Source organism: Stenotrophomonas mori, assembly GCF_023556335.1.
GTDB lineage: Bacteria > Pseudomonadota > Gammaproteobacteria > Xanthomonadales > Xanthomonadaceae > Stenotrophomonas > Stenotrophomonas mori.
The window spans coordinates 921,550-944,352 of the sequence record NZ_JAIKTS010000001.1 but is presented as its reverse complement, the minus strand read 5'-3'; the positions used below and the strand labels follow the sequence as shown (position 1 = coordinate 944,352).

Below are 22,803 nucleotides of genomic sequence, written 5' to 3'. Positions count from 1 at the left end.
CGCCCATTATCGCGCCGGAAGCGCGGGGGCGGTGGACGCAGGCGCGCCCTGCGCCGGCGGCGCGCGGATCAGGCGCCGCGCAGGCGGCGGGTGATCGCCTCGACCATGGCCTTGCGCGAGAACAGGAAGTCCAGGTAGCTGCCCCCGAGCTGGCGCCACAGCACCGCCGAGCGCACGGCGGCCAGTAGCAGGGCGCGGATCTCGGCCACGACGCCGGTCTGGCCGAGGTAGTGCGGGTTGCCCTGGACCATGATCCGCGGCTTGAGCTGGCTGATGGTGTCGGCGTACAGCGTCCCCATCGCCGCCAGCACGTCCGGGTGCGCGGCGTCGCCGAGCTCGCGGGCCTGTCCGGCCGCCTGCAGGACGCCGGCCTGGACCTTGGCCACGGTGGCGCCTTCGCGCACGAAGCGGCGTTCCAGCTGCATCACCGACAGCGCCAGCCGCGGCAGCAGTTCGTCCTTGCCCTGGTTGCCGAAGTAATCGCGCACCAGGCGCAGGCCGGGCTCGACCTGGCGGCTGTCGCCGTAGACGGCCGCGGGCGAGGCAGCATCGATGCGCATCACGCTGTCCATGGCGGTGCGTACCACGGCGGTATCGGAATGGCCGGTCTCGGCAATGCGCCGCACCTGCTGCAGGGCCTGGGCGATGCCGGCCAGTGCCAGTACGCGGTCGTCGAAGGAAAAACTCATGCTTGCCTCTCAAGGGAAACGGGGCCGCGCGCGCGGACTTCGAGCGGCGCGTCGGTGGCGGCGATCACCGCGCCGCCCAGGCACTCGGGGCCGTCGTACAGCACCAGCGACTGGCCGGGCGTGACCGCCCGCTGCGGGGTGTCGAAATCGACCTGCACGGTACCGTCCCCGTGCACGGTCACGCTGCAGGGTTCGTCCGCCTGCCGGTACCGGGTCTGCGCGCTGCAGCGGAAACGCTGGGCCGGCGCAGCGCCGCCGATCCAGTGCATGGCCTCGGACTGCAGCCGGCGCGACTGCAGCCAGGGGCTGTCGTGGCCCTGGTCCACATACAGGATGTTGGCGGCCACGTCCTTGCCGACCACGTACCAGGGAGCGGCCGGCCGGCCACGCACGCCGCCGATGTTCAGCCCCTCGCGCTGGCCCAGGGTGAAGTAGAAGACGCCGGGGTGGCGGCCGATGACGTGGCCGTCCGGGTCGCGGATCTCGCCCTCGCGGGCGGGCAGGTACTGGCCCAGGAACGCGCGGAAGTCGCGCTCGCCGATGAAGCAGATGCCGGTCGAATCCTTCTTGGCGTGGGTCGGCAGGCCGGCCTCCAGGGCGACGCGGCGCAGCTGGGGCTTTTCCAGGTGGCCGATCGGGAACAGGGTGGCGGCGAGCTGCTCCTGCCCGAGCTGGTGCAGGAAGTAGCTCTGGTCCTTGCCGCGGTCGGCACCGCGCAGCAGGCGCCAGCGGCCGCCGGACCGTTCCACCCGGGCGTAATGGCCGGTGGCGATGCGCTCGGCGCCCAGCGCGCGCGCAGCGTCGAGGAAGTGCTTGAACTTGACCTCGCGGTTGCACAGCACGTCCGGGTTCGGCGTGCGCCCGGCCGCGTATTCGGACAGGAAGTGCGTGAACACGCCCTGCCAGTACTCGGCGGAAAAGTCGCGGAAGTGGAACGGGATGCCGAGCCGTCCGCAGACCGCCACCGCATCGCGGCGGTCCTCCTCGGCGCGGCAATGGCCGCTGCCGGCTTCCGGAGGGCCGCCTGCGGCGCTCGGGGCTGCGTCGGGGGCGTCGCCATCCTCGGACCAGTTCTGCATGAACAGGCCGGCCACGTCGCGGCCCTGCTGTACCAGCAGCAGCGCGGCCACCGAGGAGTCCACACCGCCGGAAACGCCGACCATCACCTCCGGGTGGTTCATGGCAGCCGCCTCAGCAGCGACAGCGGATAGCGCTGTCCGGCCAGCCAGTCCGACACGGTCTGCCAGACCAGCGGGCTGCGCAGCCGCGCCATGTCGGCCTGCAGCGCGGCGGGTGCCAGCCACAGCGCCTGCACGATGCCGTGGTCCAGCGCCCGTTCCGGGTGGTGCGCCACCGGCTCGGCGGCGAAGGCGAAGCGCAGGAACGGGGTGCCATCGGCCGCGTTCCACTGGTAGGCGCCGATGAACGCAGTCGGGCGGACCTCCCAGGCGGTCTCCTCCAGGGTTTCGCGCACGGCCGCCTCGACCAGGCTTTCGCCGGGTTCGAGGTGGCCGGCGGGCTGGTTCAGTACCCGGCGGCCCTGCTTCTCTTCTTCCACCAGCAGCAGCTGCCCGGCCCGGGCCACGACCGTGGCCACGGTGACGCGCGGCGCCCAGCGTCCGGCCTCCGGTGGAGACCCGGCGGAGGCATGCGGTTCGGACGGGATGGAGGGGCCGGCCGCACTCACTGTCAGAAGTCGTCCTTGGACGTCAGTTCCAGTTCCATGGCGTCGGCGCTCTTGATCGCCGCATCGATGGCATCGCTGAGGACCTCGGCACTGGCATCGGCATCGATCTTGACCACGAACATCGCGGTTTCGCCCTGCTTGACCCAGCCGCCGAGCTTGGCGTCCTGCGAGGCTTCCAGCAGCCGGTTGGCGATCAGCGCCGGGAACTGCGGGCCGGACGAGCGGTAGGCCGGCGACCAGATCTCGCGGACATGGTGGGAGCCGTAGGTCTGCACCGACGAGCGCACGAACACCAGCTGGCTGCGGTCGTCCTTGACGTCGAACACCATGCGGTAGTCGCCGTCGTCATCGACCTCGTACTTGAAGTCCAGCGAATCGAGCTGGCGTCCGATCGCCCGGTCGGGCTCGTCGCCGTGGGCGGTTCCCGCCAGGCCGGCCATCAGGGCGGCGGTTGCCATGGCCAATACGATCTTCTTCATGCGGTCACTACGCGGCTGTGGAGTCGGCTGAATTGTAGCGGTGGCGGTGGCGGACGGGCGACCGCCGGCCGCAGCCGGGCGGGGCGAGCCGGTATAATCGGCCCATGTCGCGCAAGCTCCAACACGAGAACGACCATGGCCTGCTGGTGGAAACCGGCAAGCCCGAAGTCGCCCCGCCGCCGCTCTACCAGGTGATGCTGCTGAACGACGACTACACCCCGATGGATTTCGTGGTGACCGTCCTGCAGAACTTCTTCGCCATGGACCTGGACAAGGCCACCCAGGTGATGCTGCATGTCCATACCCGCGGCCGCGGCGTGTGCGGGGTGTTTTCCCGCGAGGTGGCCGAGACCAAGGTCGCCCAGGTCAACGAATTCGCACGCATGAACCAGCATCCGCTGCTGTGCACGATGGAGAAGGCCTGAGGTCGGCCTCCCGGCGGCTGGACCTGCCGCCGGACAGTACGCCTCAGCCGCCGTCCACTGCCGCCAGGGCCATGCCGGCGACCGCCTGGTTGATGTCCGTCGCCCGGCGGTCGGCACGCGGCCAGGCTGCCGACAGGCCGGCACTGGCGGCGATCCAGCGGAGAAGGTGGTCGTGGCCCAGCCCAGCGCGCATGCAGGCCGGGTGCAGGCGGGCGTGGAAGCGCTCGGGGCGGGCCGCCGCGTGGATGCCGGGGCCGCACAGGTCGGGAGTGAGGAACAGCGGCGTGTAGTCGAAGGCGCGCTCGCCCGGCAGCCCCTTGGGGTCGATCGCCAGCCAGCCGCGGCCCTCGAAGGCCAGCACGTTGTCATGGTGCAGGTCGCCGTGCAGCGGGATCGCAGGCCGTTCGGCCGCGAGCAGGCGGGCGGCCAGCGAACCGCAGTGTTCCAGCCATGGCGGCAGTGCGCTCCGGGGGCGCGGCAGGTCGGCGAACCAGGCCTGCGCGGCCGCTGCAGCCGCTGCAGGATCTGGCACAGCTGCGCGGTGCAGGCATCGTCCTCGCCGTCGATGGCGCGCTGGCGCAGCGATGGGCCGTCGGCCCGTGCGATCAGGATCGCCATACCCTGCCGGTCCAGCGGCCGGACCGCACCGCCACCCTCCCACCACGCCAGCAGGGGAGCGGCGCGGTCTTTTCCGGCCACGGTGGCGATTCTTCAGCATCGCTGCGGCGCCGCCGGCCGTGCGCACCGGCCACAGCCGGGCGCGGGGCGCGTGGAACGGCGGGCCGTCGGCGCGCGGCTGCCAGTGGCCGAAACAGGCGCGGTGCATGGAGTATTCCCGGCAGGAAGAAAGAGGGACCCGGCGCACGGCTAACGCCGTCTGAACACCGGCATCCGGTAGGGTGATGGAAAACCCGCGGCCAGTCCGCATATTGTCTCCAACCGTAGTCGGAGTTCCCCATGTTCAGCAAAGACCTCGAACAGACGATTGGACAGTGCTACAAGCGCGCACGCGAGTCGCGGCATGAGTTCATGACGGTCGAGCACCTGTTGCTCGCCCTGCTGGAGAACCCTTCGGCGCAGGCCGTGCTCAAGGCGTGCGGTGCCGATCTGGACCGCCTGCGGCAGGACCTGGAGCAGGCGGTCGAGAGCTCGGTCTCGCGTCTGGCCGACGACGATGGCCGCGACACCCAGCCGACCCTGGGGTTCCAGCGGGTGCTGCAGCGGGCCGTCTACCACGTGCAGTCCTCGGGCAAGAAGGAGGTCGCCGGCGCCAACGTGCTGGTGGCGATCTTCGGCGAGAAGGACTCGCATGCGGTGTACTACCTCAACCAGCAGGACGTGACCCGGCTGGACATCGTCAACTACCTGTCCCACGGCATCGCCAAGTCCGGCGAGGACGGGGATGCGCCGCCGTCGATCGACGGCGAGGGGCGTGCCGAGGGCGGCGAGGGCGAGGCGAAGGGCGACGCTCTGGCCGACTACGCGGCCAACCTCAACGAGCAGGCACGCGCCGGCCGCATCGATCCGCTGGTGGGCCGTGGCGAGGAGATCGAGCGCACCATCCAGGTGCTGTGCCGCCGGCGCAAGAACAACCCGCTGTACGTGGGCGAGGCCGGCGTGGGCAAGACCGCGATCGCCGAGGGCCTGGCCAAGCGCATCGTCGATGGTGACGTGCCCGAGGTGCTGGCCGATGCGGTGATCTATTCCCTGGACCTCGGCGCGCTGGTCGCCGGCACCAAGTACCGCGGCGATTTCGAGAAGCGCCTGAAGGGCGTGATCACCGCGTTGAAGAAGGTTCCCGGCGCGGTGCTGTTCATCGATGAGATCCACACCATCATCGGTGCCGGTTCGGCGTCCGGCGGCACCATGGACGCCAGCAACCTGATCAAGCCGGCGCTGGCGTCGGGCGAGCTGCGCTGCATCGGCTCGACCACCTTCCAGGAATACCGCGGCATCTTCGAGAAGGACCGGGCGCTGGCGCGCCGCTTCCAGAAGATCGACATCGTCGAACCCACCGTCGGCGAGGCCTACGAGATCCTCAAGGGCCTGCGTCCGAAGTACGAGGCGCACCACAGCGTGACCTATGCCGACGATGCGCTGCAGGCCGCGGTCGACCTGTCGGTCAAGCACATCGGCGACCGCCTGCTGCCGGACAAGGCCATCGACGTGATCGACGAGGCCGGCGCGCGCCAGCGGCTGTTGCCGGAGGCCGAGCGCAAGCAGCTGATCGATACCGAGGAGATCGAGAACATCGTCGCGCGGATGGCGCGGATCCCGGCCAAGCAGGTCACCGCGACCGACAAGGACGTGCTGCAGCACCTGGACCGGAACCTGAAGATGGTGATCTTCGGGCAGGACCCGGCGATCGAATCGCTGACCTCGGCGATCAAGCTGGCCCGCTCGGGCCTGGGCAATCCGGAAAAGCCGATCGGCAACTTCCTGTTCGCCGGCCCCACCGGCGTCGGCAAGACCGAGGTCACCCGGCAGCTGGCGCTGCAGCTGGGCATCGAGCTGGTGCGCTTCGACATGAGCGAATACATGGAGCCGCATTCGGTGAGCCGCCTGATCGGCGCGCCCCCGGGCTATGTCGGTTTCGACCAGGGAGGGTTGTTGACCGAGAAGATCGTCAAGACGCCGCACTGCGTGCTGCTGCTGGACGAGGTCGAGAAGGCGCACCCGGACATCTTCAACATCCTGCTGCAGGTCATGGACCGCGGCACCCTCACCGATACCAATGGCCGCGAGGCCAACTTCAAGAACGTGATCCTGGTGATGACCACCAATGCCGGCGCCGCACAGGCGGCGCGGCGTTCGATCGGGTTCACCCGCCAGGACCATGCCACCGACGCGATGGAGGTGATCCGCAAGAGCTTCACCCCGGAGTTCCGCAACCGCCTGGATGCGGTGGTGCAGTTCCAGGCGCTGGGCTTCGACCACATCCTGCGGGTGGTGGACAAGTTCCTGATCGAGCTGGAGATGCTGCTGCAGGACAAGCACGTCTCGCTGTCGGCCAGTGCGGCCGCGCGCGAATGGCTGGCCCGGCACGGGTTCGATCCGCAGATGGGCGCCCGGCCGATGGCGCGGGTCATCCAGGACAGGGTCAAGCGTCCGCTGGCCGACGAGCTGCTGTTCGGCAAGCTGGTCGGTGGCGGCCGGGTCAGCATCGACGTGCGCGACGGCGAGCTGGTGGTGGAAAGCGAATCCGAGCCGGAGCACCTGCTGCCGGCCACGGTGGACTAAGGGCGGTGCGGGCGGCTCCGCACCGCGGAGAGCGGGTGCGGGGCGCCTGTCCGGCGTTCGGGATGCCGGGCGATGCGGGTCCGGTGCGACCTGCGGGCAGCGCCCGCAGCGGGACCTGTGCAGGCCAGGCCGTGGCGGGGGATGATTCCCCCGGCGGAGAATCACGCCGCCAGGCGGGCCGGCGCGCATCAGCGCAGCGGCTGCATCCGGGCACGCGGAAAAGCCAGCGCTAGGGCCGGCTTTCTGGAAACGCCCGGGTTACCGCATTACTTCATGCGGTAGGTGATGCGCCCCTTGGTCAGGTCGTACGGCGTCATTTCAACCTTGACGCGGTCGCCGGTAAGGATGCGGATGTAGTTCTTGCGCATGCGGCCGGAAATGTGGGCGATGATCTCATGCCCGTTTTCCAGCCGGACGCGGAAAGTGGTGTTCGGCAGCGTCTCGCTGACGGTGCCCTCGAACTCGATGGAGTCGTCTTTCGACATGTAATCCTGTGCGGTTCTGCGGATGGCCTTTGCAGGCCCGGAAGCCGCGCATTTTACCCCGCGTTGCCGATTTGTGCAAAGTTTGCGTTAAGCCCCGGCGGAGGCCGCCAGCCGCGAGGCCGGCCAGCGGCCGAAGCGCCCATGCCAGCTTCCGGGCGCCGTGCCGGGGGCGCTCCGTACCAGCCCGCGGACCTGCGCGAGGAATGCGCTGCGGGGCAGGGAGATCGCGCCCATGCGCAGCAGGTGGGGGTTCTCCACCTGGGCGTCGATCAGCGGCCAGCCCCAGCCTTCCAGGGTGTGCGCCAGCGCGGCCAGCGCGACCTTGGAGCCGCCGCTGCGGCCGCTGAACATGCTTTCGCCGAAGAACATGCGGCCGATGGCCACGCCGTAGATGCCCCCCACCAGGTGGGCGCCATCGAACACCTCCACCGAATGCGCATGGCCGAGCCGGTGCAGTGCCAGGTAGGCGTGCTGCATGTCGCCGGTGATCCAGGTGCCGTCCTGGCCGCGGCGGGGCGCGTCGGCGCAGGCGCGCACCACCTCGGCGAATGCGCTGTCGGCGGTGACCATCCAGCCACTCGAGCGCAGCCCGCGGCGGAAGCGCGAGGAAAGGCGCACGCCTCCGGTATGAAACACCATGCGCGGGTCCGGGGACCACCACAGGATCGGCTGGCCTTCGGAAAACCAGGGGAAGATGCCGCCGGCATAGGCGTTGAGCAGCCGCGCCGGCGACAGGTCGCCCCCGACCGCCAGCAGCCCGTCGGGGGTGCGCAGCGCCGATTCCGCCGGCGGGAACGGGGCGTCGCTTTCAATGCCGAGCAGGTGCGGACGAAGCGGTTTCATGGCGCGTCCGGCGGGGCCTTGAACGGCGAGTGGCGTGCCAGCGCCCGGAGGTAGCCGGCGACGTCCGCGCGTTCCCGTGCGCACCAGGTCGCCAGGACCGGTTGGAACCCCGGATGCGCGATCCAGTGCCGGCTGTGCACTTCGGTGGGCAGGAACCCCCGTGCCAGCTTGTGCTCGCCCTGGGCGCCGGGCTCGAAGCGCTGCAGGCCTTCACGCAGGCAATAGTCGATGCCCTGGTAGTAGCAGGTCTCGAAGTGCAGGCCGGGCAGGGAGGCGCCACCCCAGTAGCGGCCGTACAGCGTGTCGCTGCTGCGCAGGCACAGTGCCCCGGCGATGGGTTCCTCGTCCTGCAGGGCGAGGAACAGCACCAGCTGCCGTGGCAGGTGGGTCGCCAGGTGGTGCAGGAACGGCAGGGTCAGTGCCGGCGCGTTGCCGTACTCGGCGAAGGTCTGCAGGTAGAAACCATGCATCGCACGCAATTCGTCGGCGCTGGCCTCGTCGCCATGGCGCACCACGAAGCGCACGCCGGCGCGTGCGACCTTGGCGCGTTCCTGGCGGATGTTCTTGCGGTGCTTGTGGTCCATCGCGGCGAGGAAGTCGTCGAAGTCCCGCCACCGCGGCTGTCGCCGCCACTGGAACTGCACGTCGCTGCGCGGCAGCCAGCCGGCGTCGAAGTACGTGGCCTCCTCGGGCAGGTGGAAATTGAGGTGCGCGGAGGACAGGTCGCCGGCGTGCACGTGCGCCACGATGGTGGCCAGCAGGGCCTGCCGGTCCTCGTCGCCGCGGGCCAGCAGGCGCGGCCCGGTGACCGGCGAGTACGGTACGCCGCCCAGCCACTTGGGGAAGTACGCCAGGCCGTTGCGGGCGTAGGCGGCGGCCCAGGCGTGGTCGAACACGAACTCGCCGTGCGAGTTGTGCTTGCGGTAGCCGGGCACGGCAGCGACCAGGGCGTCCCCGCGCCACAGCGTCAGGTGCTCGGGCTGCCAGCCCCATTCCGGACGCAGGCAGCCATGGTCTTCGAGGCCGCGGAGGAAGGCGTGGCTGACGAACGGGTGGCTGCTGTCGTGCAGGGCATCCCAGGCGGCGGCATCGGTGCCGGCGAGGGAGGACAGCACCCGTACTTCCAGGCTCATGGTGGCAGGCAGGGCATGCCGGCGCCCCTGGAGCCGTGCGGCGGCCGCAGGGGCCTGCCGGTGCGGTCGCGCTGGGGGAGCGGGCCGCGCAGCCGGGGGCTGCGGGCCGGGCCGGCCACCCCGGGGGGCGCCGGCCGGCCGGCGCGGCACGGCGGTCGCGCGGTCGCTCCGTGGTCCATGACGGCGGTCGCCACAGCCTGCCGTCAGGGGGTCTGTGCGTCCAGGAACCGCTCGGCGTCGAGTGCGGCCATGCAGCCGAAACCGGCCGAGGTGATGGCCTGGCGGTAGTGCTGGTCGGTCACGTCGCCGGCGGCGAACACGCCTTCGACCGTGGTCTGGGTGGCGTTGCCGCCCAGGCCGGAGCGGATCTTCAGGTAGCCGTTGTCCATGCCCAGCTGGCCTTCGAACAGGCCGGTGTTGGGATGGTGGCCGATGGCGACGAAGAAGCCGTGGGCTTCCAGGTCGCGGGTGCTCCCGTCCAGGGTGGACTTCACCCGCACGCCGGTCACGCCCATGTCGTTGCCCAGCACTTCGTCGACCTCGTGGTGCCAGACCGTCTCGATCTTGCCGGCGGCGACCTTGGCGAACAGCTTGTCCTGCATGATCTTCTCCGCGCGCAGGGTATCGCGGCGGTGCACCAGGTAGACCTTGCGGGCGATGTTGGACAGGTACAGCGCCTCTTCCACCGCGGTGTTGCCGCCGCCGACCACGACCACGTCCTGGTCCTTGTAGAAGAAGCCGTCGCAGGTGGCGCAGGCCGATACGCCGCGGCCCTTGAACGCCTCTTCGGAGGGGATGCCCAGGTACTTGGCGGTGGCGCCGGTGGCGATGATCAGCGCGTCGCAGGTGTAGTCGGCGCTGTCGCCGCTGAGCGTGAACGGACGCTTGGACAGGTCGGCGGAATGGATGTGGTCGAACACCACTTCGGTATCGAAGCGCTCGGCATGCGCCTGCATGCGCGCCATCAGGTCCGGCCCCATCAGGCCGTGGGCGTCGCCGGGCCAGTTGTCCACTTCGGTGGTGGTCATCAGCTGACCGCCCTGCTGCAGGCCGGTGATCACCACCGGCTTGAGGTTGGCGCGGGCGGCGTAGACCGCCGCGGTCCAGCCGGCGGGGCCGGAGCCGAGGATGACCAGTTTGTGGTGGCGGGAGGGCGGGGACGGAGGGCTGGAAGTGCTCATGTATACTCGCGGAAGTCGGGATTGGCGGCACGATCGCGGCACATCGCGACCGTCCGGGCAGGTCATAGAGTGGCGACCGGGATGCGGTGAATCAAGGCGCAGGAATGGAACTGCGTGGCGCACCGGCCCGGTGCCGCCCGCGGTCGGCCGGTGCGCCGCCGCCCGCGCATCGCCGTCGGCCTGCGCGGGACAGGGCCCGGGCGCCCCGCGGCGGCCCGATGCGGGCCGACGGTGACCGGCGCGCCTGCGCTGGCGGATGAAACGTCGCCACCTGTCGTTTAATATCAATCACTAACCATGCATTTCTAAGGTCTGGCCCAAGGTGGCGAAACAGCTCCCGGAACGTGACAAGAACGCTGGCGGCGGCACGGGCGCGCGCAAGCGTGCGGCCGCATCGGACGCGCCCCGGCGCAACCGGCTCTGGCGCGACCTGGCGGTCATCGCCATCGCTCCCGCGCTGCTGTACCTGCTGGCCAGCCTGTTCACCTATTCGCCGTCCGACCCGGGCTGGTCGCAGGCGGGGTCGGTGGTCGCGCCGGTCCACAACATGGGCGGGCGGGTAGGGGCCTGGATCGCCGACGTGCTGCGCCAGTTGTTCGGCTATGTCGCCTACCTGGTCCCGCTGATGCTCGCCGCGGTCGCCTGGATCGCGATGTTCGGGCTGAAGAAGAACGAAGAGCGCGGGCAGGACGACCTGGGTCCGGCGCTGCGCCTGGTCGGCATCGTCGGCTTCCTGATCGGCGCCACCGGCTTCCTCTACCTGCGCCTGCCGGCCGGGGACGTGGCCCGCGCTGGCGGCGGCCTCGGGGTGCTGGTCGGCAAGTCGCTGCACGGCGGGTTCGGCCCGGTGGGCAGCAACCTGTTCGTGCTGGTGCTGCTGCTGACCTCCATCACCCTGGCCACGGGGCTGTCCTGGTTCCTGGTGATGGAGCGCATCGGCAAGTGGGTGCTGGCGCTGGGCCCGCTGCTGGACAAGAAGAAGGAACAGGCCAGCGAGTGGCAGCAGACCCGTGCCCTGCGCGAGGAGCGCGAGGAGGTACGCAAGGTCGATGCCGAAGTGCGCGCCAAGCGCGAACCGGTGCGGATCGAGCCGCGCCCGGTGCCGGTGATCGAGAAGAGCGAGCGCGCCAAGCGCGAGACCCAGATCCCGATGTTCCAGGGCGTCAACGGCGACGGTTCGGACGTGCCGCCGCTGGCCCTGCTGGACGATCCCAAGCCGCAGCCCAAGGGCTACGACGAGGAGACCCTGGAAACGCTGTCGCGGCAGATCGAGTTCAAGCTCAAGGACTTCCGCATCGACGCGCAGGTAGTGGGGGCCTACCCGGGCCCGGTCATCACCCGCTTCGAAATCGAGCCGGCGCCGGGCATCAAGGTCAGCCAGATCAGTTCGCTGGACAAGGACATCGCCCGCGGGCTGTCGGTCAAGTCGGTCCGCGTGGTGGACGTGATCCCGGGCAAGTCGGTGATCGGCCTGGAGATTCCCAACGTCACCCGCGAGATGATCTTCCTGTCCGAGCTGCTGCGCTCGAAGGAATACGACAAGTCGGCCAGCGTGCTGACCCTGGCGCTGGGCAAGGACATCGCCGGCCGGCCGACCGTGGCCGACCTGGCGCGCATGCCGCACCTGCTGGTCGCCGGCACCACCGGGTCGGGCAAGTCGGTGGCGGTCAACGCCATGGTCCTGAGCCTGCTGTACAAGGCCAGCCCGAAAGACCTGCGCATGCTGATGATCGACCCGAAGATGCTGGAGCTCAGCGTCTACCAGGGCATTCCGCACCTGCTGGCGCCGGTGGTCACCGACATGAAGGAGGCCGCCAACGGCCTGCGCTGGTGCGTGGCCGAGATGGAGCGCCGCTACAAGCTGATGAGCGCGGTGGGCGTGCGCAACCTGGCCGGTTTCAACAAGAAGATCCGCGAAGCCATCGACAGCGGGCAGCCGCTGATGGACCCGCTGTTCAAGCCGAACCCGGAAATGGGCGAGGCGCCGCGGCCGCTGGAGCCGCTGCCGTTCATCGTCATCTTCATCGACGAATTCGCCGACATGATGATGATCGTCGGCAAGAAGGTCGAAGAGCTGATCGCGCGCCTGGCGCAGAAGGCGCGCGCGGCCGGCATCCACCTGATCCTGGCGACCCAGCGGCCGTCGGTGGACGTGATCACCGGCCTGATCAAGGCCAACATCCCCACCCGCATCGCCTTCCAGGTCAGTTCCAAGATCGATTCGCGCACCATCCTGGACCAGTCCGGCGCCGAGGCGCTGCTGGGCAACGGCGACATGCTCTACCTGCCGCCGGGTACGGCCATGCCCGACCGCGTGCACGGCGCCTTCGTCTCCGACGAGGAAGTGCACCGGGTGGTGGAACACCTGCAGGCCAGTGGCCCGGCGGACTACATCGAGGGCGTGCTGGACGAGGTGCAGACCCTGGGCGACGGCGTGGTCGTCGGCGCCACCGGCCTGCCGGAAACCAGCAGCAGCGGCGACGAATCCGACCCGCTGTACGACGAAGCGCTGCGCATCGTCACCGAGACGCGGCGCGCCTCGATCTCCGGCGTCCAGCGCCGGCTGAAGATCGGCTACAACCGGGCGGCGCGGCTGATCGAGGCCATGGAGGCGGCCGGCGTGGTCAGCGCACCGGAGCACAATGGCGACCGCAGCGTGCTGGCGCCGCCGCCGCCCAAATAGCGGGCGGCACGTGCAGGGCGCGATTGCCGCCCATTCAGTTCCATCCCGGCAGACTCTGTTCCTCCTTCCGACCGTTGGTGAAAGCCGCCATGACCGTCTTCCTGCGTCCCACGCTGATCGCCATCGCCCTGGCCGCCACCGGTCTTGCCAGCGGCGCCCACGCCGCCGCGCGTGCCGACCTCGATGCCTTCACCCGTGGCCTGCGGGGGCTGGACGGGCAGTTCAGCCAGCAGGTGTTCGACGCCCGCGGCAAGCTCAAGGAATCCTCCAGCGGCCGTGTCGCCCTGTCCGCACCGCGGCAGTTCCGCTGGGAATACACCCGTCCCTATCCGCAGCTGATCGTGGCCGATGGCGACAGGGTGTGGGTCTACGAGCCGGACCTGGAGCAGGCCACGGTGCGCAGCCAGGGCGAGGAAGAGCAGAACAGCCCGCTGACCGCGCTGATCGACCCGGCGCAGCTGGAGCGTCAGTACGACGTCAGTGAGGAAGCGGCCCCGCGCGACGGGCTGCAATGGCTGTCGCTGAGCCCTAAGCGCGAGACCGAGGCCAGCTTCCAGTACGCGGCCCTGGGCTTCGGCCAGGCAGGCCTGGCCCGCATGGAGGTCGTCGACGCGGTGGGGCAGCGCACGGTGATCGACTTCAGCGGCTGGACGAAGAATCCGGCCTTTGCCGCCGGCACCTTCCGCTTCACGCCGCCGAAGGACGTGGACGTCATCGGCGAACCCTGATCCCGGCCTCCGGCCGCGCTCGGCGTCCTCATGGATCCGGAGGGCGGCCACGTTAGAATGGCGCCGTGGCCAGATCCAGAAACCTGTTCGCCGATCCCCCTGCCGACCTGCTGAGCGCGGACCGGGAAGGCATGCGCCCGCTTGCCGAGCGCATGCGCCCGCGGACGCTCGACGAGATGGTCGGGCAGAAGCGCCTGCTGGCGCCGGATACCGCGTTGCGGCGTGCGATCGAATCCGGCCGGGTGCATTCCATGGTGCTGTGGGGGCCGCCGGGCTGCGGCAAGACCACCCTGGCGCTGTTGCTTGCCCGCTATGCCGATGCCGAGTTCCGGGCGATCTCAGCGGTACTGTCGGGCCTGCCGGAGGTGCGCCAGGTGCTGGCCGAGGCCGCGCAGCGCTTCGCCGAAGGGCGGCGCACGGTCCTGTTCGTGGACGAGGTGCACCGTTTCAACAAGTCGCAGCAGGATGCCTTCCTGCCGCATATCGAACGCGGCACCATCCTGTTCGTCGGCGCCACCACCGAAAACCCCTCCTTCGAACTGAATTCGGCGTTGCTGTCGCGCTGCCGCGTGCATGTGCTCGAGGCGGTGTCGCCGGAGGACGTGGCCGAGGCCCTGCAGCGTGCGCTGGAAGACAAGGAGCGCGGGCTGGGCGGCGAGGAGATCCACGTCGCCCCCGAATCGCTGCTGGAGATCGCCCGTGCCGCGGACGGCGACGTGCGCCGGGCCCTGACCCTGCTGGAGATCGCCGCGGAGCTGGCGGCGGGGGAGGGAGGGCGGATCACTCCCGAGACCCTGCTGCAGGTGCTGGCCGACCGCACCCGCCGCTTCGACAAGGGCGGCGAGCAGTTCTACGACCAGATTTCGGCGCTGCACAAGTCCGTGCGCAGTTCCAACCCGGACGGTGCGATCTACTGGTTGGCGCGCATGCTCGACGGCGGCTGCGACCCGTCCTACCTGCTGCGGCGGCTGACCATCATGGCCGTGGAGGATGTCGGACTGGCCGACCCGCGTGCCCTGGAGATGGCGATCAATGTCTGGAACGCCTATGACCGGATCGGCGCACCGGAAGGCAACATCGCCCTGTCCAACCTGGTCATCTACCTCGCCAGCACCGCCAAGTCCAACGCCAGCTACAAGGCACTGGCCGAGGCGCAGGCCGAGGTGGCCGCGTCGGGGTCGCAGCCGGTGCCGATGCACCTGCGCAACGCACCGACCCGGCTGCTCAAGACCCTCGGCTACGGCAAGGGCTACCAGTACGACCATGATGTCGAGGGCGGCATCGCCCTGGAACAGACCGCGTTTCCCGACGGCATGGACGAACAGGTCTACTACCGGCCGGTCGAGCGTGGGCTGGAGATCAAGCTCAAGGAAAAGCTCGACCGCCTGCGGGCGGCGCGGGCGCAGGCCCGGGCGGAACAGGGCCGGACGCCGGATTGACGGCAGGGTGCATCCCGCTCCCGTACGGTCCGCGGGGCGCTTCATGGTGGTGGCAGGAGACAGCAGGCGATGTGGCTTTCCTTTGTGGCGATCGGTGTGGGGGCGGCGCTCGGCGCCTGGCTGCGCTTCGGTCTGAGCGTGTGGCTGAACCCGATCCACCCGACCGTGCCGCTGGGCACCCTGGCGGCCAACCTGCTCGGCGGCTATGCGATCGGCCTGGCGCTGGCCTGCTTCGCGACGCGCCCGGACCTGGCGCCGCAGTGGCGGCTGTTCATCGTGACCGGACTGCTGGGAGGGCTGACCACCTTCTCGACCTTCTCGGCCGAGGTGGTGCAGCTGCTGCAGCGGCAGCAGCTGGGCTGGGCGCTGGCCACGATGGGCATGCACCTTGCGGGGTCCCTGTCGATGACCGCGCTGGGCTGGACCAGTTGGCGGCTGCTGCGCCCCTTGGCGTGAGCGGCCTTTCCAACGCATGATTCGGCTACCTTTTGGAACGATTGAAAGACGATATGCCGGTAGATGCAGGCGCAAAGAACGGATCGGTGGCGACGACCGCCATCATCGGGGCGGATGTGGGGGGCACCTACGCCCGGCTGGGCTGGACCACGCTGCAGCGGGGCGAGCCGATCCAGGTCAAGGGGTTCCGCCGTTACGCCTGCGCCGGGCACCCGAGCCTGGCGGCGATCCTGCGCGACTACGCCGCCGGCCTGCGCGACGACCCGGGCATTCCCCCGGTCGCCGGTGCGGTGGTGGCCATCGCCGGGCTGCTGGACGGCGACCGCCTGCTCAACACCAACCTGGCCTGGCCGGTCTCGCTGTCCGGGACCCGGCGCGAGGCGGGGCTTGAGCGGCTGGAACTGATCAACGACTTCGTCGCCGTGGCCCAGGCCATCGCGCATGTGGCGCCGTCCGCGCTGCATTCCCTGGCAGGCAATGCCGACGCGCGGCCCGCGGGCCCGGCACTGGTGCTGGGGCCGGGAACCGGGCTGGGCGTGGCGTTGCGGCTGGAGGACAGCCGGCCTCCGGTCCTGGCCAGCGAGGGCGGGCATGCCGCGCTGACCGCGGGCAATCCATTGGAGCTGGACGTGCTGCGCATGCTCCTGCAGCGCCACGGCCATGTCGACAGCGAGCGCATCCTGTCCGGTCCCGGGCTGATGACGCTCTATGGCTGCCTGTGCGAGCGGAAGAGCCTCGCACCGCGCTGGGAGACGCCGGCCGCGCTGGTGCAGGCCGCGCGCGCCGGCGACGATCCGCTGGCACTGGACTGCGCCCGCGCGTTCTGTGCATGGCTGGGCAGCGTGGCCGGCGACCTGGCACTTACCTTCGGCGCCAGGTCGGTCTATCTCACCGGCGGCATCACCGGCCACGTCGCCGATTGGCTGCACGAAGGCGGCTTCCAGCAGCGCTTCCTGGCCAAGGGCGCACTGGCGCCGGCGTTGCGCCAGGTACCGGTGTGGCGCATCGACGATGGCGAACTGGGCGTGCTCGGTGCGCTGGCATGGCATGCCGACGACAGCGCCTATGCCGTCCCCGATTCCTCCGGAGGTGTCCCCTCATGACCAGCCGTCGCGATTTCCTGCAGGCTTCCCTGCTGCTGGCCGGGGCGGGCAGCGCCCCCCGGCTGCTGGCCACGCCGGCGGCCGGCGGCGCGCGCGTGGTGTCCACCTGGGACTTCGGGGTGGGTGCCAACCAGGCCGCCTGGCAGGTGCTCGACGCCGGCGGGACCGCGCTGGATGCGGTGGAGGCGGGCGCCCGCTGGGCGGAAAGCGACCTGTGCAATCCCACCGTCGGGCGCTGCGGCAACCCGGACCGTGACGGCGTGCTGACCCTGGACGCCAGCATCATGCAGGGCGACGGCCGCTGCGGTGCAGTGGCGGCCTTGCGCGACATCCTGCACCCGGTCTCGGTGGCGCGGCGGGTGATGGAAAGGACCCCGCACGTGATGCTGGTGGGCGAGGGGGCCCGCCAGTTCGCGGTGGAGCAGGGGTTCGAGCCGCGCCGGCTGCTGACCCCGGCGGCCGAACAGGCCTGGCGGGAATGGCGGGAGACCGAACGCTATGCCCCGCAGATCAACGCCGAACGGCGCGGGCGGCCAGGCGACAAGGACAACCACGATACGCTGGGCCTGCTCGCCATCGATGCGCAAGGCCGCATGGCCGGAGCCTGCACCACCAGCGGCATGGCCTGGAAGATGCACGGGCGGGTGGGCGACAGCCCGATCATCGGTGCCGGCCTGTATGTGGACGACGAAGTCGGTGCGGCCACCGCATCGGGCATGGGCGAGGAAATGATGCGCAACGCGGCCGCCTTCCTGGTGGTGGAGCTCATGCGCCAGGGGCGTTCGCCGGCACAGGCCTGCCGCGAAGCCACCGAACGGGTGGTGCGCAAGCGTCCTGAGGCCAGCCGCACCCTGCAGGTCTGCTTCCTGGCGATGGACCGGACCGGCGAGGTCGGCGCGTACGCGCTGCATCGCGGGTTCGTCTATGCGGTCTGCGACGCGGCGCAGCGCGACACGCTCCTGGAGTCCGCGTCGGTCTACACGAGCGAGCAGGCATGAGCACAGCACGGCCGGTGCTGGAGATCGCCTGCAACTCGGTGGCCTCGGCACTGGCCGCGCAGGCGGGCGGCGCGGACCGGGTCGAGCTGTTCGACAACCTGGAGCAGGGCGGCACCACGCCCTCGCACGGCAGCATCGCCGTGGCCCGGGAACGGCTGCGGATTCCGTTGTTCGTGCTGATCCGCGCGCGGGCAGGGGATTTCCACTACGACGCGCAGGAGGCCGAGATCATGCTGCGCGACATCCAGGCCTGCAGGGCGCTGGGGTGCGATGGCGTGGTGATAGGGGCATTGACCGCCGATGCCGGGGTCGATGTCGCACTGTGCCGCGAACTGGCCGCCGCCGCGGGTCCGATGGGGCTGACGTTCCATCGAGCCTTCGATGCGGCACGCGATCTCGATGACGCGTTGGAGCAGGTGATCGGGCTGGGCTGCCAGCGCGTGCTCAGCTCCGGCGCACAGGCGAGCGCCGAGGCGGGCCGGGCGACGCTGGCGCGGCTGGTGCAGCGGGCAGGCACGCGGATAGCGGTGATGGCGGGTGCCGGGCTCGACGCCGGGAACATATGCCAGGTGGCACGCGCCAGCGGCTGCCGCGAACTGCATGCGTCGGCGAAGAAGCCACGGCTCTCCCGCATGCGGCACCGCAATCCGGCGCTGCTGGGCCTGGGGAGTGACTGGATGCAGAGCGACGTGGAGCAGGTGCGCGCATTGCGCAGTGCGCTGGAGGGTATTTAGGCGCCTGGCGCACGGCCAGGGCGGTGGGCACCGTGACGATCCGCCCATTCGCACGGCCGCGCCGCATGGACAATCATCCACAGCCACCTGTGACTGTGAGGAAGGATTCCATGTTCAAGCAGATCTGCATGTGTTCGTTGCTGTGCGCGGCGTTCTCGGCCAGCCCGGCCACGGCCGCCGAGACTGCCTGCCCGGACCGCTCAAACTACGCGCCGGCGCGGGAGATCATCGCCGACCTTGGCCGCATCAGTGCACCCGAAGGCCTGCAGGAGGCGTATGCCGTCCCGTTGGGCGGCGTCGAACAATGGGTCAACGTCCGCGGCCAGGACCGCGCGAATCCCATGCTGCTGTTCGTGCACGGCGGGCCGGCGTCGCCGGTGATCCCGACCCTGTGGCAGTTCCAGCGGCCCCTGGAAGAGTATTTCACCGTGGTCAACTACGACCAGCGCGGGGCGGGCAGGAGCCTGCTGCTGAACGACGAGGATGCCGTGGCCGGCAGCCTGACGATCCAGCGCTACATCGACGATGCCATTGAACTGGCCGAGCACCTGCGCGCACGGTACGGCAAGCGCAAGCTCGTGCTGATGGGGCACAGCTGGGGAACCGTCGTGGCGTTGCAGGCCGCGCTGCAGCGCCCGGAACTGTTCCATGCCTATGTCGGTGTCGGCCAGGTGATCAACGTCCGTACCAACGAGAAGCTCAGCTTCGACTACGGACTGCGCAAGGCCCGCGAGCACGGCAATGCCGAGGCCATCGCCGAGATGGCGTCCATCGCGCCTTATCCGGGCGACCAGCCGATCACCCGCGAGCGCATCGTCATCGCGCGCAAGTGGCCGCAGTTCTATGGCGGCCTCAGCGCCTTCCGCGATACCTCGGACTATTTCTTCCAGGGCCCGCGGTTGTCGCCGGAGTACGACGATGCGGCGCGCTGCGCGATCAATGCCGGCAGCGTCTTCACGCTGTCGCGGCTGCTGGACGAATTCCTGGACGTCGACTTCACTGGCATCACGCGGTTCCCGATACCGGTGGTGATGTTCATGGGACGGCACGACTACACCACGCCGTCCGAGCCGACCGCCGAATGGCTGGACCGGGTGCAGGCGCCGCGGAAACAGGGCGTCTGGTTCGAGCGCTCCGCCCACATGATGCCGTGGGAGGAACCGGGAAAAACTCTTGAAAGCCTGCTGCGGTACGTGCGGCCGCTGGCCGTATCCGGCGATGGTGACAGTACGTCGGCCAAGGTTGAGGAGGTGCCTGACCGGCGCGAACATGCGCGCGCGGCGTCATCGGGGCAATAGAGCAGCGCCGGCAAGGCCACGCCAGGATCTGCTGCATTGATGTTTTACATAATATACATTATGCGAAATGGTGGATAAGTGCACCAGCAGGCCCCGCCTTTGGCAGTCATCCATGACAGACCAGGCCACCCGCCACCGGGAACTCTTCCGTCATGCGCCGTGTTCCTGGCGGATACGCACCGGGCTGGTTGCCCTGCCCTGTGCGTCTGCCGGATCCGGAATCAGCCCTTCCGGGAGTGTCTGAGGCGCGGGAGATCGGCGCGCGAGCGGTAACGCTCCATCCACTCGACGGTGTGCGCTATGCCGCCGAATGGAAAGAAATGCAAGCCGACCTTTCCATGGGCGCCGGTCAGTCCGCTGGCCAGCCGGTCGACAAAAAGATCGGGGCCCGCCGTGCCCAGGAGCCTGCCGACCGAAAGGCCGTACTTGGACCACACCGATGCACATGTGCGGACGCCGCACAGTGCCGCATAGCGGGCCAGGGCCGCAACACCGCTCGGGCCGGCCACGCCTATGCGCACGGGATGCGGGACGCCCCGTTCGCGCAGCGCTTCCAGCCAGGCCAGCACGGCGTCGGCGTCAAACGCGAACTGGGTGACGATCAGGGGAGCCATGCCGCGGCTTTCGATGCTGCGGCACTTGTGCTCAAGCGCCTGCCAGCATTCTGCGGGGTTCATCGCGGCGTGGCCTTCGGGATGGCCGGCGACGCCGACAACCCGGATCCCCCGGCGTTCGAGAATGCCCGTTTCGATCAGCGATGCGCTGTCGGAAAACAGCCCCTGGGGGATGGACGGGTCGCCTGCGACTACCAGGCACTGCGTCACGCCCGCCTCTGCGCTGGCCCGTGCGAGGAAGGTGTCGAGCGCTGCGGGCGAGGCGATGCGCCGTGCGGAAAGGTGGGGCACGGGCTCGAAACCGAGCCTGCGGACAGCCGATGCCGCGGCCAGTCGTGCATCGTCGTCTTCGTTCGGAAGATAAGGAATGTAGACGGCCGACGCGGGAACCACCGAGGCCGCCGCGGTGGTCAGTGCGGGAATGACGCGGGCGCCCGCTTCCAGGGAATAGCCGTCGATCAATGCGCTGGCCGGCGGCGTGGGCGGAGGGAGGGGCATCAAGGGGCGAGCCATATTGGGGCGTACTGGGGGCTCCGAAGCCTGCAGGCCGGACACGGGGAACGGGTGCGCAATGTACCGCCCCATGCGGCGCCTGCCGCGGAGGGGGTCTTCGCCCGGACCCCGCTACGGTAGCACCCGGCGGGCCGCTGTCGGCCGCTTTCCGGTCGGCCCGGGGTACAGGTGTCGATCTCCGCTTCTCCCCTCCTCCACCGCTACCGGAGGCTGCGTGGAGGCGGAGCTCGGGATGTCCCCGTCGCGTGGGCTGGTCGGAGAAGCAGCGGGAAGAGTTCCTGGTGTCTAGTGAATGGCTTTCATGGATGGGTGAAGAAAGACCATTTTACCTCATCCAAACCCGACGCTAGCATCAGCCCCCAGTTTGCTGAATGCAGGCTCGGGCCGATCACATCCAATGAAGGAAAAAATGACCTCTCCACTTCGTGTCGTCGCCGTTTCCGGCGGAATGCAGCGTCCTTCCCGGGCCACCGCACTGGCGGAGCACCTGCTGGACCTGATGGCCGAACAGGTGCCGTGCGAACGTCGCCTGATCGAACTGGGGCAGCTGGCCCCGCAGTTCGTCGGCGCGGCCTGGCGTTCCCAGCTGCCCGAAGCCGTGGAGCTGGAGCTCGCGGCGATCGAGCGGGCCGACGTCCTAGTGGTGGCGACACCGGTGTACCGCGGCTCCTACACCGGGCTGTTCAAGCATTTCTTCGATTTCATCGGCCAGGATGCCCTGGTCGACGTTCCGGTCCTGCTGGCTGCCACCGGTGGCAGCGATCGGCATGCGCTGATGATCGACCACCAGCTGCGGCCTCTGTTCAGTTTCTTCCAGGCGCGCACCTTGCCGCTGGGCGTCTATGCGACCGACAAGGATTTCGTGGCGTACCAACTGCACGCCGAAGACCTGCTGCAGCGGGCCCGGCTGGCGGTGCAGCGGGCATTGCCGCTGCTCGAACTGACGCGGCAGGCCTTGCCGAAGGTTGCCGGGACCACCGCCGCGGCATGACAGGCACCCCCATCCCGCCGAACCAGCAAGACGCTGGCTCGTCCCCCATCCGCAAGAACCACGGTAACCGTTCCCCATGAACGAAGCATTTGAATTCAGCATCAAGAGCATCCGCTTCGACGAGCACTATGAGCCGTCGGACAGCACGCGCCTGACGACCAACTTCGCCAATCTCGCCCGCGGACAGAACCGGGCGGAGAACCTCCGCAATACCCTGAGGATGATCGACAACCGCTTCAACAACCTGGCGCACTGGGACAACCCCGGGGCGGACCGCTACTCGGTCGAGCTGGAGATCATATCCGCCGAGATGAAGGTGGCGGCGGATGGACGCGGCGAGGCGTTCCCGCTGATCGAGATACTCAAGACGACCATTGTCGACCGCAAGGCCGGTGCCCGCATCGAGGGCATCGTCGGGAACAACTTCTCCTCCTACGTGCGCGATTACGACTTCAGCGTGCTGCTGCCGGCATACAACGCCGACCGGGCCACCTTCGCCGCGCCGGACGATTTCGGCGACCTGCATGGCAAGCTGTTCAAGCACTTCCTGGGCTCGCGCGCTTACAGGGAGCGCTTCCCCAAGCTGCCGGTGATCTGCATCAGCGCGTCGAGCAGCAAGGTCTATCAGCGCACCGGGAACGTGCACCCGGTGCTGGGCGTGGAGTACCTGCAGGACGCGTTCTCCTCGACCGACCAGTATTTCCAGAAGATGGGGATGCAGGTGCGCTTCTTCATGCCGCCGAACAGCGCCGCACCGCTGGCGTTCTATTTCTGCGGCGATCTGCTGGCCGATTACACCGACCTGGAGCTGGTCGGCACCATCAGCACGATGGAGACCTTCCAGAAGATCTATCGGCCGGAGATCTACAACGCCAACTCCGCCGCGGGCGCTGTCTACCAGCCCAGCCTGAAGCACCAGGACTATTCGCTGACCAAGATCGTCTACGACCGGGAAGAGCGCAGCCAGCTTGCCGTCAAGCAGGGCAAGTTCACCGAAGAACATTTCATCAAGCCCTACAGGGCCGTACTCGAACAGTGGGCCGCAAGCCGCGCTGCCTGACCCCTCCGGATACCCGTGGACAAC

At 69.2% G+C, this 22,803-nt stretch carries 21 protein-coding genes and 1 pseudogene; 12 read left to right on the top strand and 10 right to left on the bottom strand.

Annotated features, from left to right (window positions below):
- Window positions 1-68 precede the first annotated feature (68 nt).
- The 4 genes from hflD to K5L01_RS04185 form a co-directional block, all read right to left on the bottom strand.
- On the bottom strand, window positions 69-689 hold the full coding sequence (gene hflD, locus K5L01_RS04200) for a high frequency lysogenization protein HflD (RefSeq protein WP_250062209.1): 621 nt from the start codon (window positions 687-689) through the stop codon (window positions 69-71).
- Window positions 686-1,870: a tRNA 2-thiouridine(34) synthase MnmA gene (mnmA, locus tag K5L01_RS04195; RefSeq protein WP_250062207.1), complete on the bottom strand. Its 1,185-nt coding sequence runs from the start codon at window positions 1,868-1,870 to the stop codon at window positions 686-688. The genes hflD and mnmA overlap by 4 nt, the downstream gene beginning before the upstream one ends.
- Window positions 1,867-2,286 carry an NUDIX hydrolase gene (locus K5L01_RS04190; protein ID WP_250062205.1) on the bottom strand — a complete coding sequence of 140 codons (420 nt, stop codon included), beginning with the start codon at window positions 2,284-2,286 and terminating at the stop codon, window positions 1,867-1,869. Before K5L01_RS04190 ends, mnmA begins: the two co-directional genes overlap by 4 nt.
- 92 nt (window positions 2,287-2,378) lie before the next feature.
- A complete protein-coding gene (locus K5L01_RS04185) occupies window positions 2,379-2,855 on the bottom strand; it encodes a hypothetical protein (RefSeq protein ID WP_250062203.1) in 477 nt (158 codons plus the stop codon).
- A 104-nt stretch (window positions 2,856-2,959) separates the two neighbouring features.
- Here K5L01_RS04185 and clpS point away from each other — a divergent pair, with 104 nt between their 5' ends.
- Window positions 2,960-3,280 carry an ATP-dependent Clp protease adapter ClpS gene (gene clpS, locus K5L01_RS04180; RefSeq protein WP_250062201.1) on the top strand — a complete coding sequence of 107 codons (321 nt, stop codon included), beginning with the start codon at window positions 2,960-2,962 and terminating at the stop codon, window positions 3,278-3,280.
- Between the two features lie 43 nt (window positions 3,281-3,323).
- Here clpS and K5L01_RS04175 read toward each other — a convergent pair.
- Window positions 3,324-4,106 (bottom strand): annotated as a pseudogene (locus K5L01_RS04175) (aminoglycoside phosphotransferase family protein).
- Window positions 4,107-4,237: 131 nt separating this feature from the next.
- On the opposite strand from K5L01_RS04175, the gene clpA reads away from it, so the two are divergent.
- Entirely contained in the window at window positions 4,238-6,520 is a 2,283-nt protein-coding gene (gene clpA, locus K5L01_RS04170) for an ATP-dependent Clp protease ATP-binding subunit ClpA (RefSeq protein WP_250062199.1), read from the top strand.
- Window positions 6,521-6,786: 266 nt separating this feature from the next.
- Here clpA and infA read toward each other — a convergent pair whose 3' ends face one another.
- The 4 genes from infA to trxB form a co-directional block, all read right to left on the bottom strand.
- A complete protein-coding gene (infA, locus tag K5L01_RS04165) occupies window positions 6,787-7,005 on the bottom strand; it encodes a translation initiation factor IF-1 (protein ID WP_005409596.1) in 219 nt (72 codons plus the stop codon).
- 87 nt (window positions 7,006-7,092) lie between these two features.
- On the bottom strand, window positions 7,093-7,848 hold the full coding sequence (gene aat, locus K5L01_RS04160; RefSeq protein WP_250062197.1) for a leucyl/phenylalanyl-tRNA--protein transferase: 756 nt from the start codon (window positions 7,846-7,848) through the stop codon (window positions 7,093-7,095).
- Window positions 7,845-8,981, bottom strand: coding sequence for a GNAT family N-acetyltransferase (locus K5L01_RS04155; RefSeq protein WP_250062195.1), 1,137 nt, complete (start codon window positions 8,979-8,981; stop codon window positions 7,845-7,847). The genes aat and K5L01_RS04155 overlap by 4 nt, the downstream gene beginning before the upstream one ends.
- 203 nt (window positions 8,982-9,184) lie before the next feature.
- Entirely contained in the window at window positions 9,185-10,162 is a 978-nt protein-coding gene (gene trxB / locus K5L01_RS04150) for a thioredoxin-disulfide reductase (protein ID WP_250062193.1), read from the bottom strand.
- Window positions 10,163-10,484: 322 nt separating this feature from the next.
- Here trxB and K5L01_RS04145 point away from each other — a divergent pair, with 322 nt between their 5' ends.
- From K5L01_RS04145 to K5L01_RS04110, 8 genes are all read left to right on the top strand, one after another.
- On the top strand, window positions 10,485-12,845 hold the full coding sequence (locus tag K5L01_RS04145; protein ID WP_250062191.1) for a DNA translocase FtsK: 2,361 nt from the start codon (window positions 10,485-10,487) through the stop codon (window positions 12,843-12,845).
- An 89-nt stretch (window positions 12,846-12,934) separates the two neighbouring features.
- A complete protein-coding gene (gene lolA, locus K5L01_RS04140) occupies window positions 12,935-13,573 on the top strand; it encodes an outer membrane lipoprotein periplasmic chaperone LolA (RefSeq protein ID WP_250062188.1) in 639 nt (212 codons plus the stop codon).
- Between the two features lie 131 nt (window positions 13,574-13,704).
- Entirely contained in the window at window positions 13,705-15,012 is a 1,308-nt protein-coding gene (locus K5L01_RS04135) for a replication-associated recombination protein A (protein WP_272494098.1), read from the top strand.
- A 69-nt stretch (window positions 15,013-15,081) separates the two neighbouring features.
- Window positions 15,082-15,468, top strand: coding sequence for a fluoride efflux transporter CrcB (gene crcB, locus K5L01_RS04130; RefSeq protein ID WP_250062185.1), 387 nt, complete (start codon window positions 15,082-15,084; stop codon window positions 15,466-15,468).
- A gap of 53 nt (window positions 15,469-15,521) precedes the next feature.
- Complete coding sequence (locus K5L01_RS04125; RefSeq protein ID WP_272494040.1) at window positions 15,522-16,571, top strand: glucokinase; 1,050 nt, start codon at window positions 15,522-15,524, stop codon at window positions 16,569-16,571.
- Window positions 16,568-17,569 (top strand): glycosylasparaginase, encoded by a 1,002-nt coding sequence (locus K5L01_RS04120; protein WP_250062182.1) that lies wholly within the window; start codon window positions 16,568-16,570, stop codon window positions 17,567-17,569. The genes K5L01_RS04125 and K5L01_RS04120 overlap by 4 nt, the downstream gene beginning before the upstream one ends.
- Window positions 17,566-18,303 (top strand): copper homeostasis protein CutC, encoded by a 738-nt coding sequence (locus K5L01_RS04115; RefSeq protein ID WP_250062180.1) that lies wholly within the window; start codon window positions 17,566-17,568, stop codon window positions 18,301-18,303. The genes K5L01_RS04120 and K5L01_RS04115 overlap by 4 nt, the downstream gene beginning before the upstream one ends.
- 110 nt (window positions 18,304-18,413) lie before the next feature.
- Window positions 18,414-19,601 carry an alpha/beta fold hydrolase gene (locus K5L01_RS04110; RefSeq protein WP_250062178.1) on the top strand — a complete coding sequence of 396 codons (1,188 nt, stop codon included), beginning with the start codon at window positions 18,414-18,416 and terminating at the stop codon, window positions 19,599-19,601.
- A 221-nt stretch (window positions 19,602-19,822) separates the two neighbouring features.
- Here K5L01_RS04110 and K5L01_RS04105 read toward each other — a convergent pair whose 3' ends face one another.
- On the bottom strand, window positions 19,823-20,728 hold the full coding sequence (locus K5L01_RS04105; RefSeq protein ID WP_250062176.1) for a methylenetetrahydrofolate reductase: 906 nt from the start codon (window positions 20,726-20,728) through the stop codon (window positions 19,823-19,825).
- Window positions 20,729-21,137: 409 nt separating this feature from the next.
- On the opposite strand from K5L01_RS04105, the gene msuE reads away from it, so the two are divergent.
- A complete protein-coding gene (gene msuE / locus K5L01_RS04100) occupies window positions 21,138-21,719 on the top strand; it encodes an FMN reductase (protein ID WP_250062174.1) in 582 nt (193 codons plus the stop codon).
- 76 nt (window positions 21,720-21,795) lie between these two features.
- Window positions 21,796-22,779, top strand: a complete 984-nt coding sequence (locus K5L01_RS04095; RefSeq protein ID WP_250062172.1) for a DUF1852 domain-containing protein — start codon at window positions 21,796-21,798, stop codon at window positions 22,777-22,779.
- Window positions 22,780-22,803 lie beyond the last annotated feature (24 nt).

Coding starts and splice junctions, on each gene's coding strand:
- K5L01_RS04155 (WP_250062195.1), bottom strand. CDS start 8,981: ATGAGCCTGGAAGTACGGGTGCTGTCCTCCCTCGCCGGCACCGATGCC.
- K5L01_RS04095 (WP_250062172.1), top strand. CDS start 21,796: ATGAACGAAGCATTTGAATTCAGCATCAAGAGCATCCGCTTCGACGAG.
- K5L01_RS04135 (WP_272494098.1), top strand. CDS start 13,705: ATGCGCCCGCTTGCCGAGCGCATGCGCCCGCGGACGCTCGACGAGATG.
- clpA (WP_250062199.1), top strand. CDS start 4,238: ATGTTCAGCAAAGACCTCGAACAGACGATTGGACAGTGCTACAAGCGC.
- clpS (WP_250062201.1), top strand. CDS start 2,960: ATGTCGCGCAAGCTCCAACACGAGAACGACCATGGCCTGCTGGTGGAA.
- hflD (WP_250062209.1), bottom strand. CDS start 689: ATGAGTTTTTCCTTCGACGACCGCGTACTGGCACTGGCCGGCATCGCC.
- K5L01_RS04185 (WP_250062203.1), bottom strand. CDS start 2,855: ATGAAGAAGATCGTATTGGCCATGGCAACCGCCGCCCTGATGGCCGGC.
- lolA (WP_250062188.1), top strand. CDS start 12,935: ATGACCGTCTTCCTGCGTCCCACGCTGATCGCCATCGCCCTGGCCGCC.
- crcB (WP_250062185.1), top strand. CDS start 15,082: ATGTGGCTTTCCTTTGTGGCGATCGGTGTGGGGGCGGCGCTCGGCGCC.
- infA (WP_005409596.1), bottom strand. CDS start 7,005: ATGTCGAAAGACGACTCCATCGAGTTCGAGGGCACCGTCAGCGAGACG.
- trxB (WP_250062193.1), bottom strand. CDS start 10,162: ATGAGCACTTCCAGCCCTCCGTCCCCGCCCTCCCGCCACCACAAACTG.
- aat (WP_250062197.1), bottom strand. CDS start 7,848: ATGAAACCGCTTCGTCCGCACCTGCTCGGCATTGAAAGCGACGCCCCG.
- K5L01_RS04105 (WP_250062176.1), bottom strand. CDS start 20,728: ATGGCTCGCCCCTTGATGCCCCTCCCTCCGCCCACGCCGCCGGCCAGC.
- K5L01_RS04120 (WP_250062182.1), top strand. CDS start 16,568: ATGACCAGCCGTCGCGATTTCCTGCAGGCTTCCCTGCTGCTGGCCGGG.
- K5L01_RS04115 (WP_250062180.1), top strand. CDS start 17,566: ATGAGCACAGCACGGCCGGTGCTGGAGATCGCCTGCAACTCGGTGGCC.
- mnmA (WP_250062207.1), bottom strand. CDS start 1,870: ATGAACCACCCGGAGGTGATGGTCGGCGTTTCCGGCGGTGTGGACTCC.
- K5L01_RS04125 (WP_272494040.1), top strand. CDS start 15,522: ATGCCGGTAGATGCAGGCGCAAAGAACGGATCGGTGGCGACGACCGCC.
- msuE (WP_250062174.1), top strand. CDS start 21,138: ATGACCTCTCCACTTCGTGTCGTCGCCGTTTCCGGCGGAATGCAGCGT.
- K5L01_RS04110 (WP_250062178.1), top strand. CDS start 18,414: ATGTTCAAGCAGATCTGCATGTGTTCGTTGCTGTGCGCGGCGTTCTCG.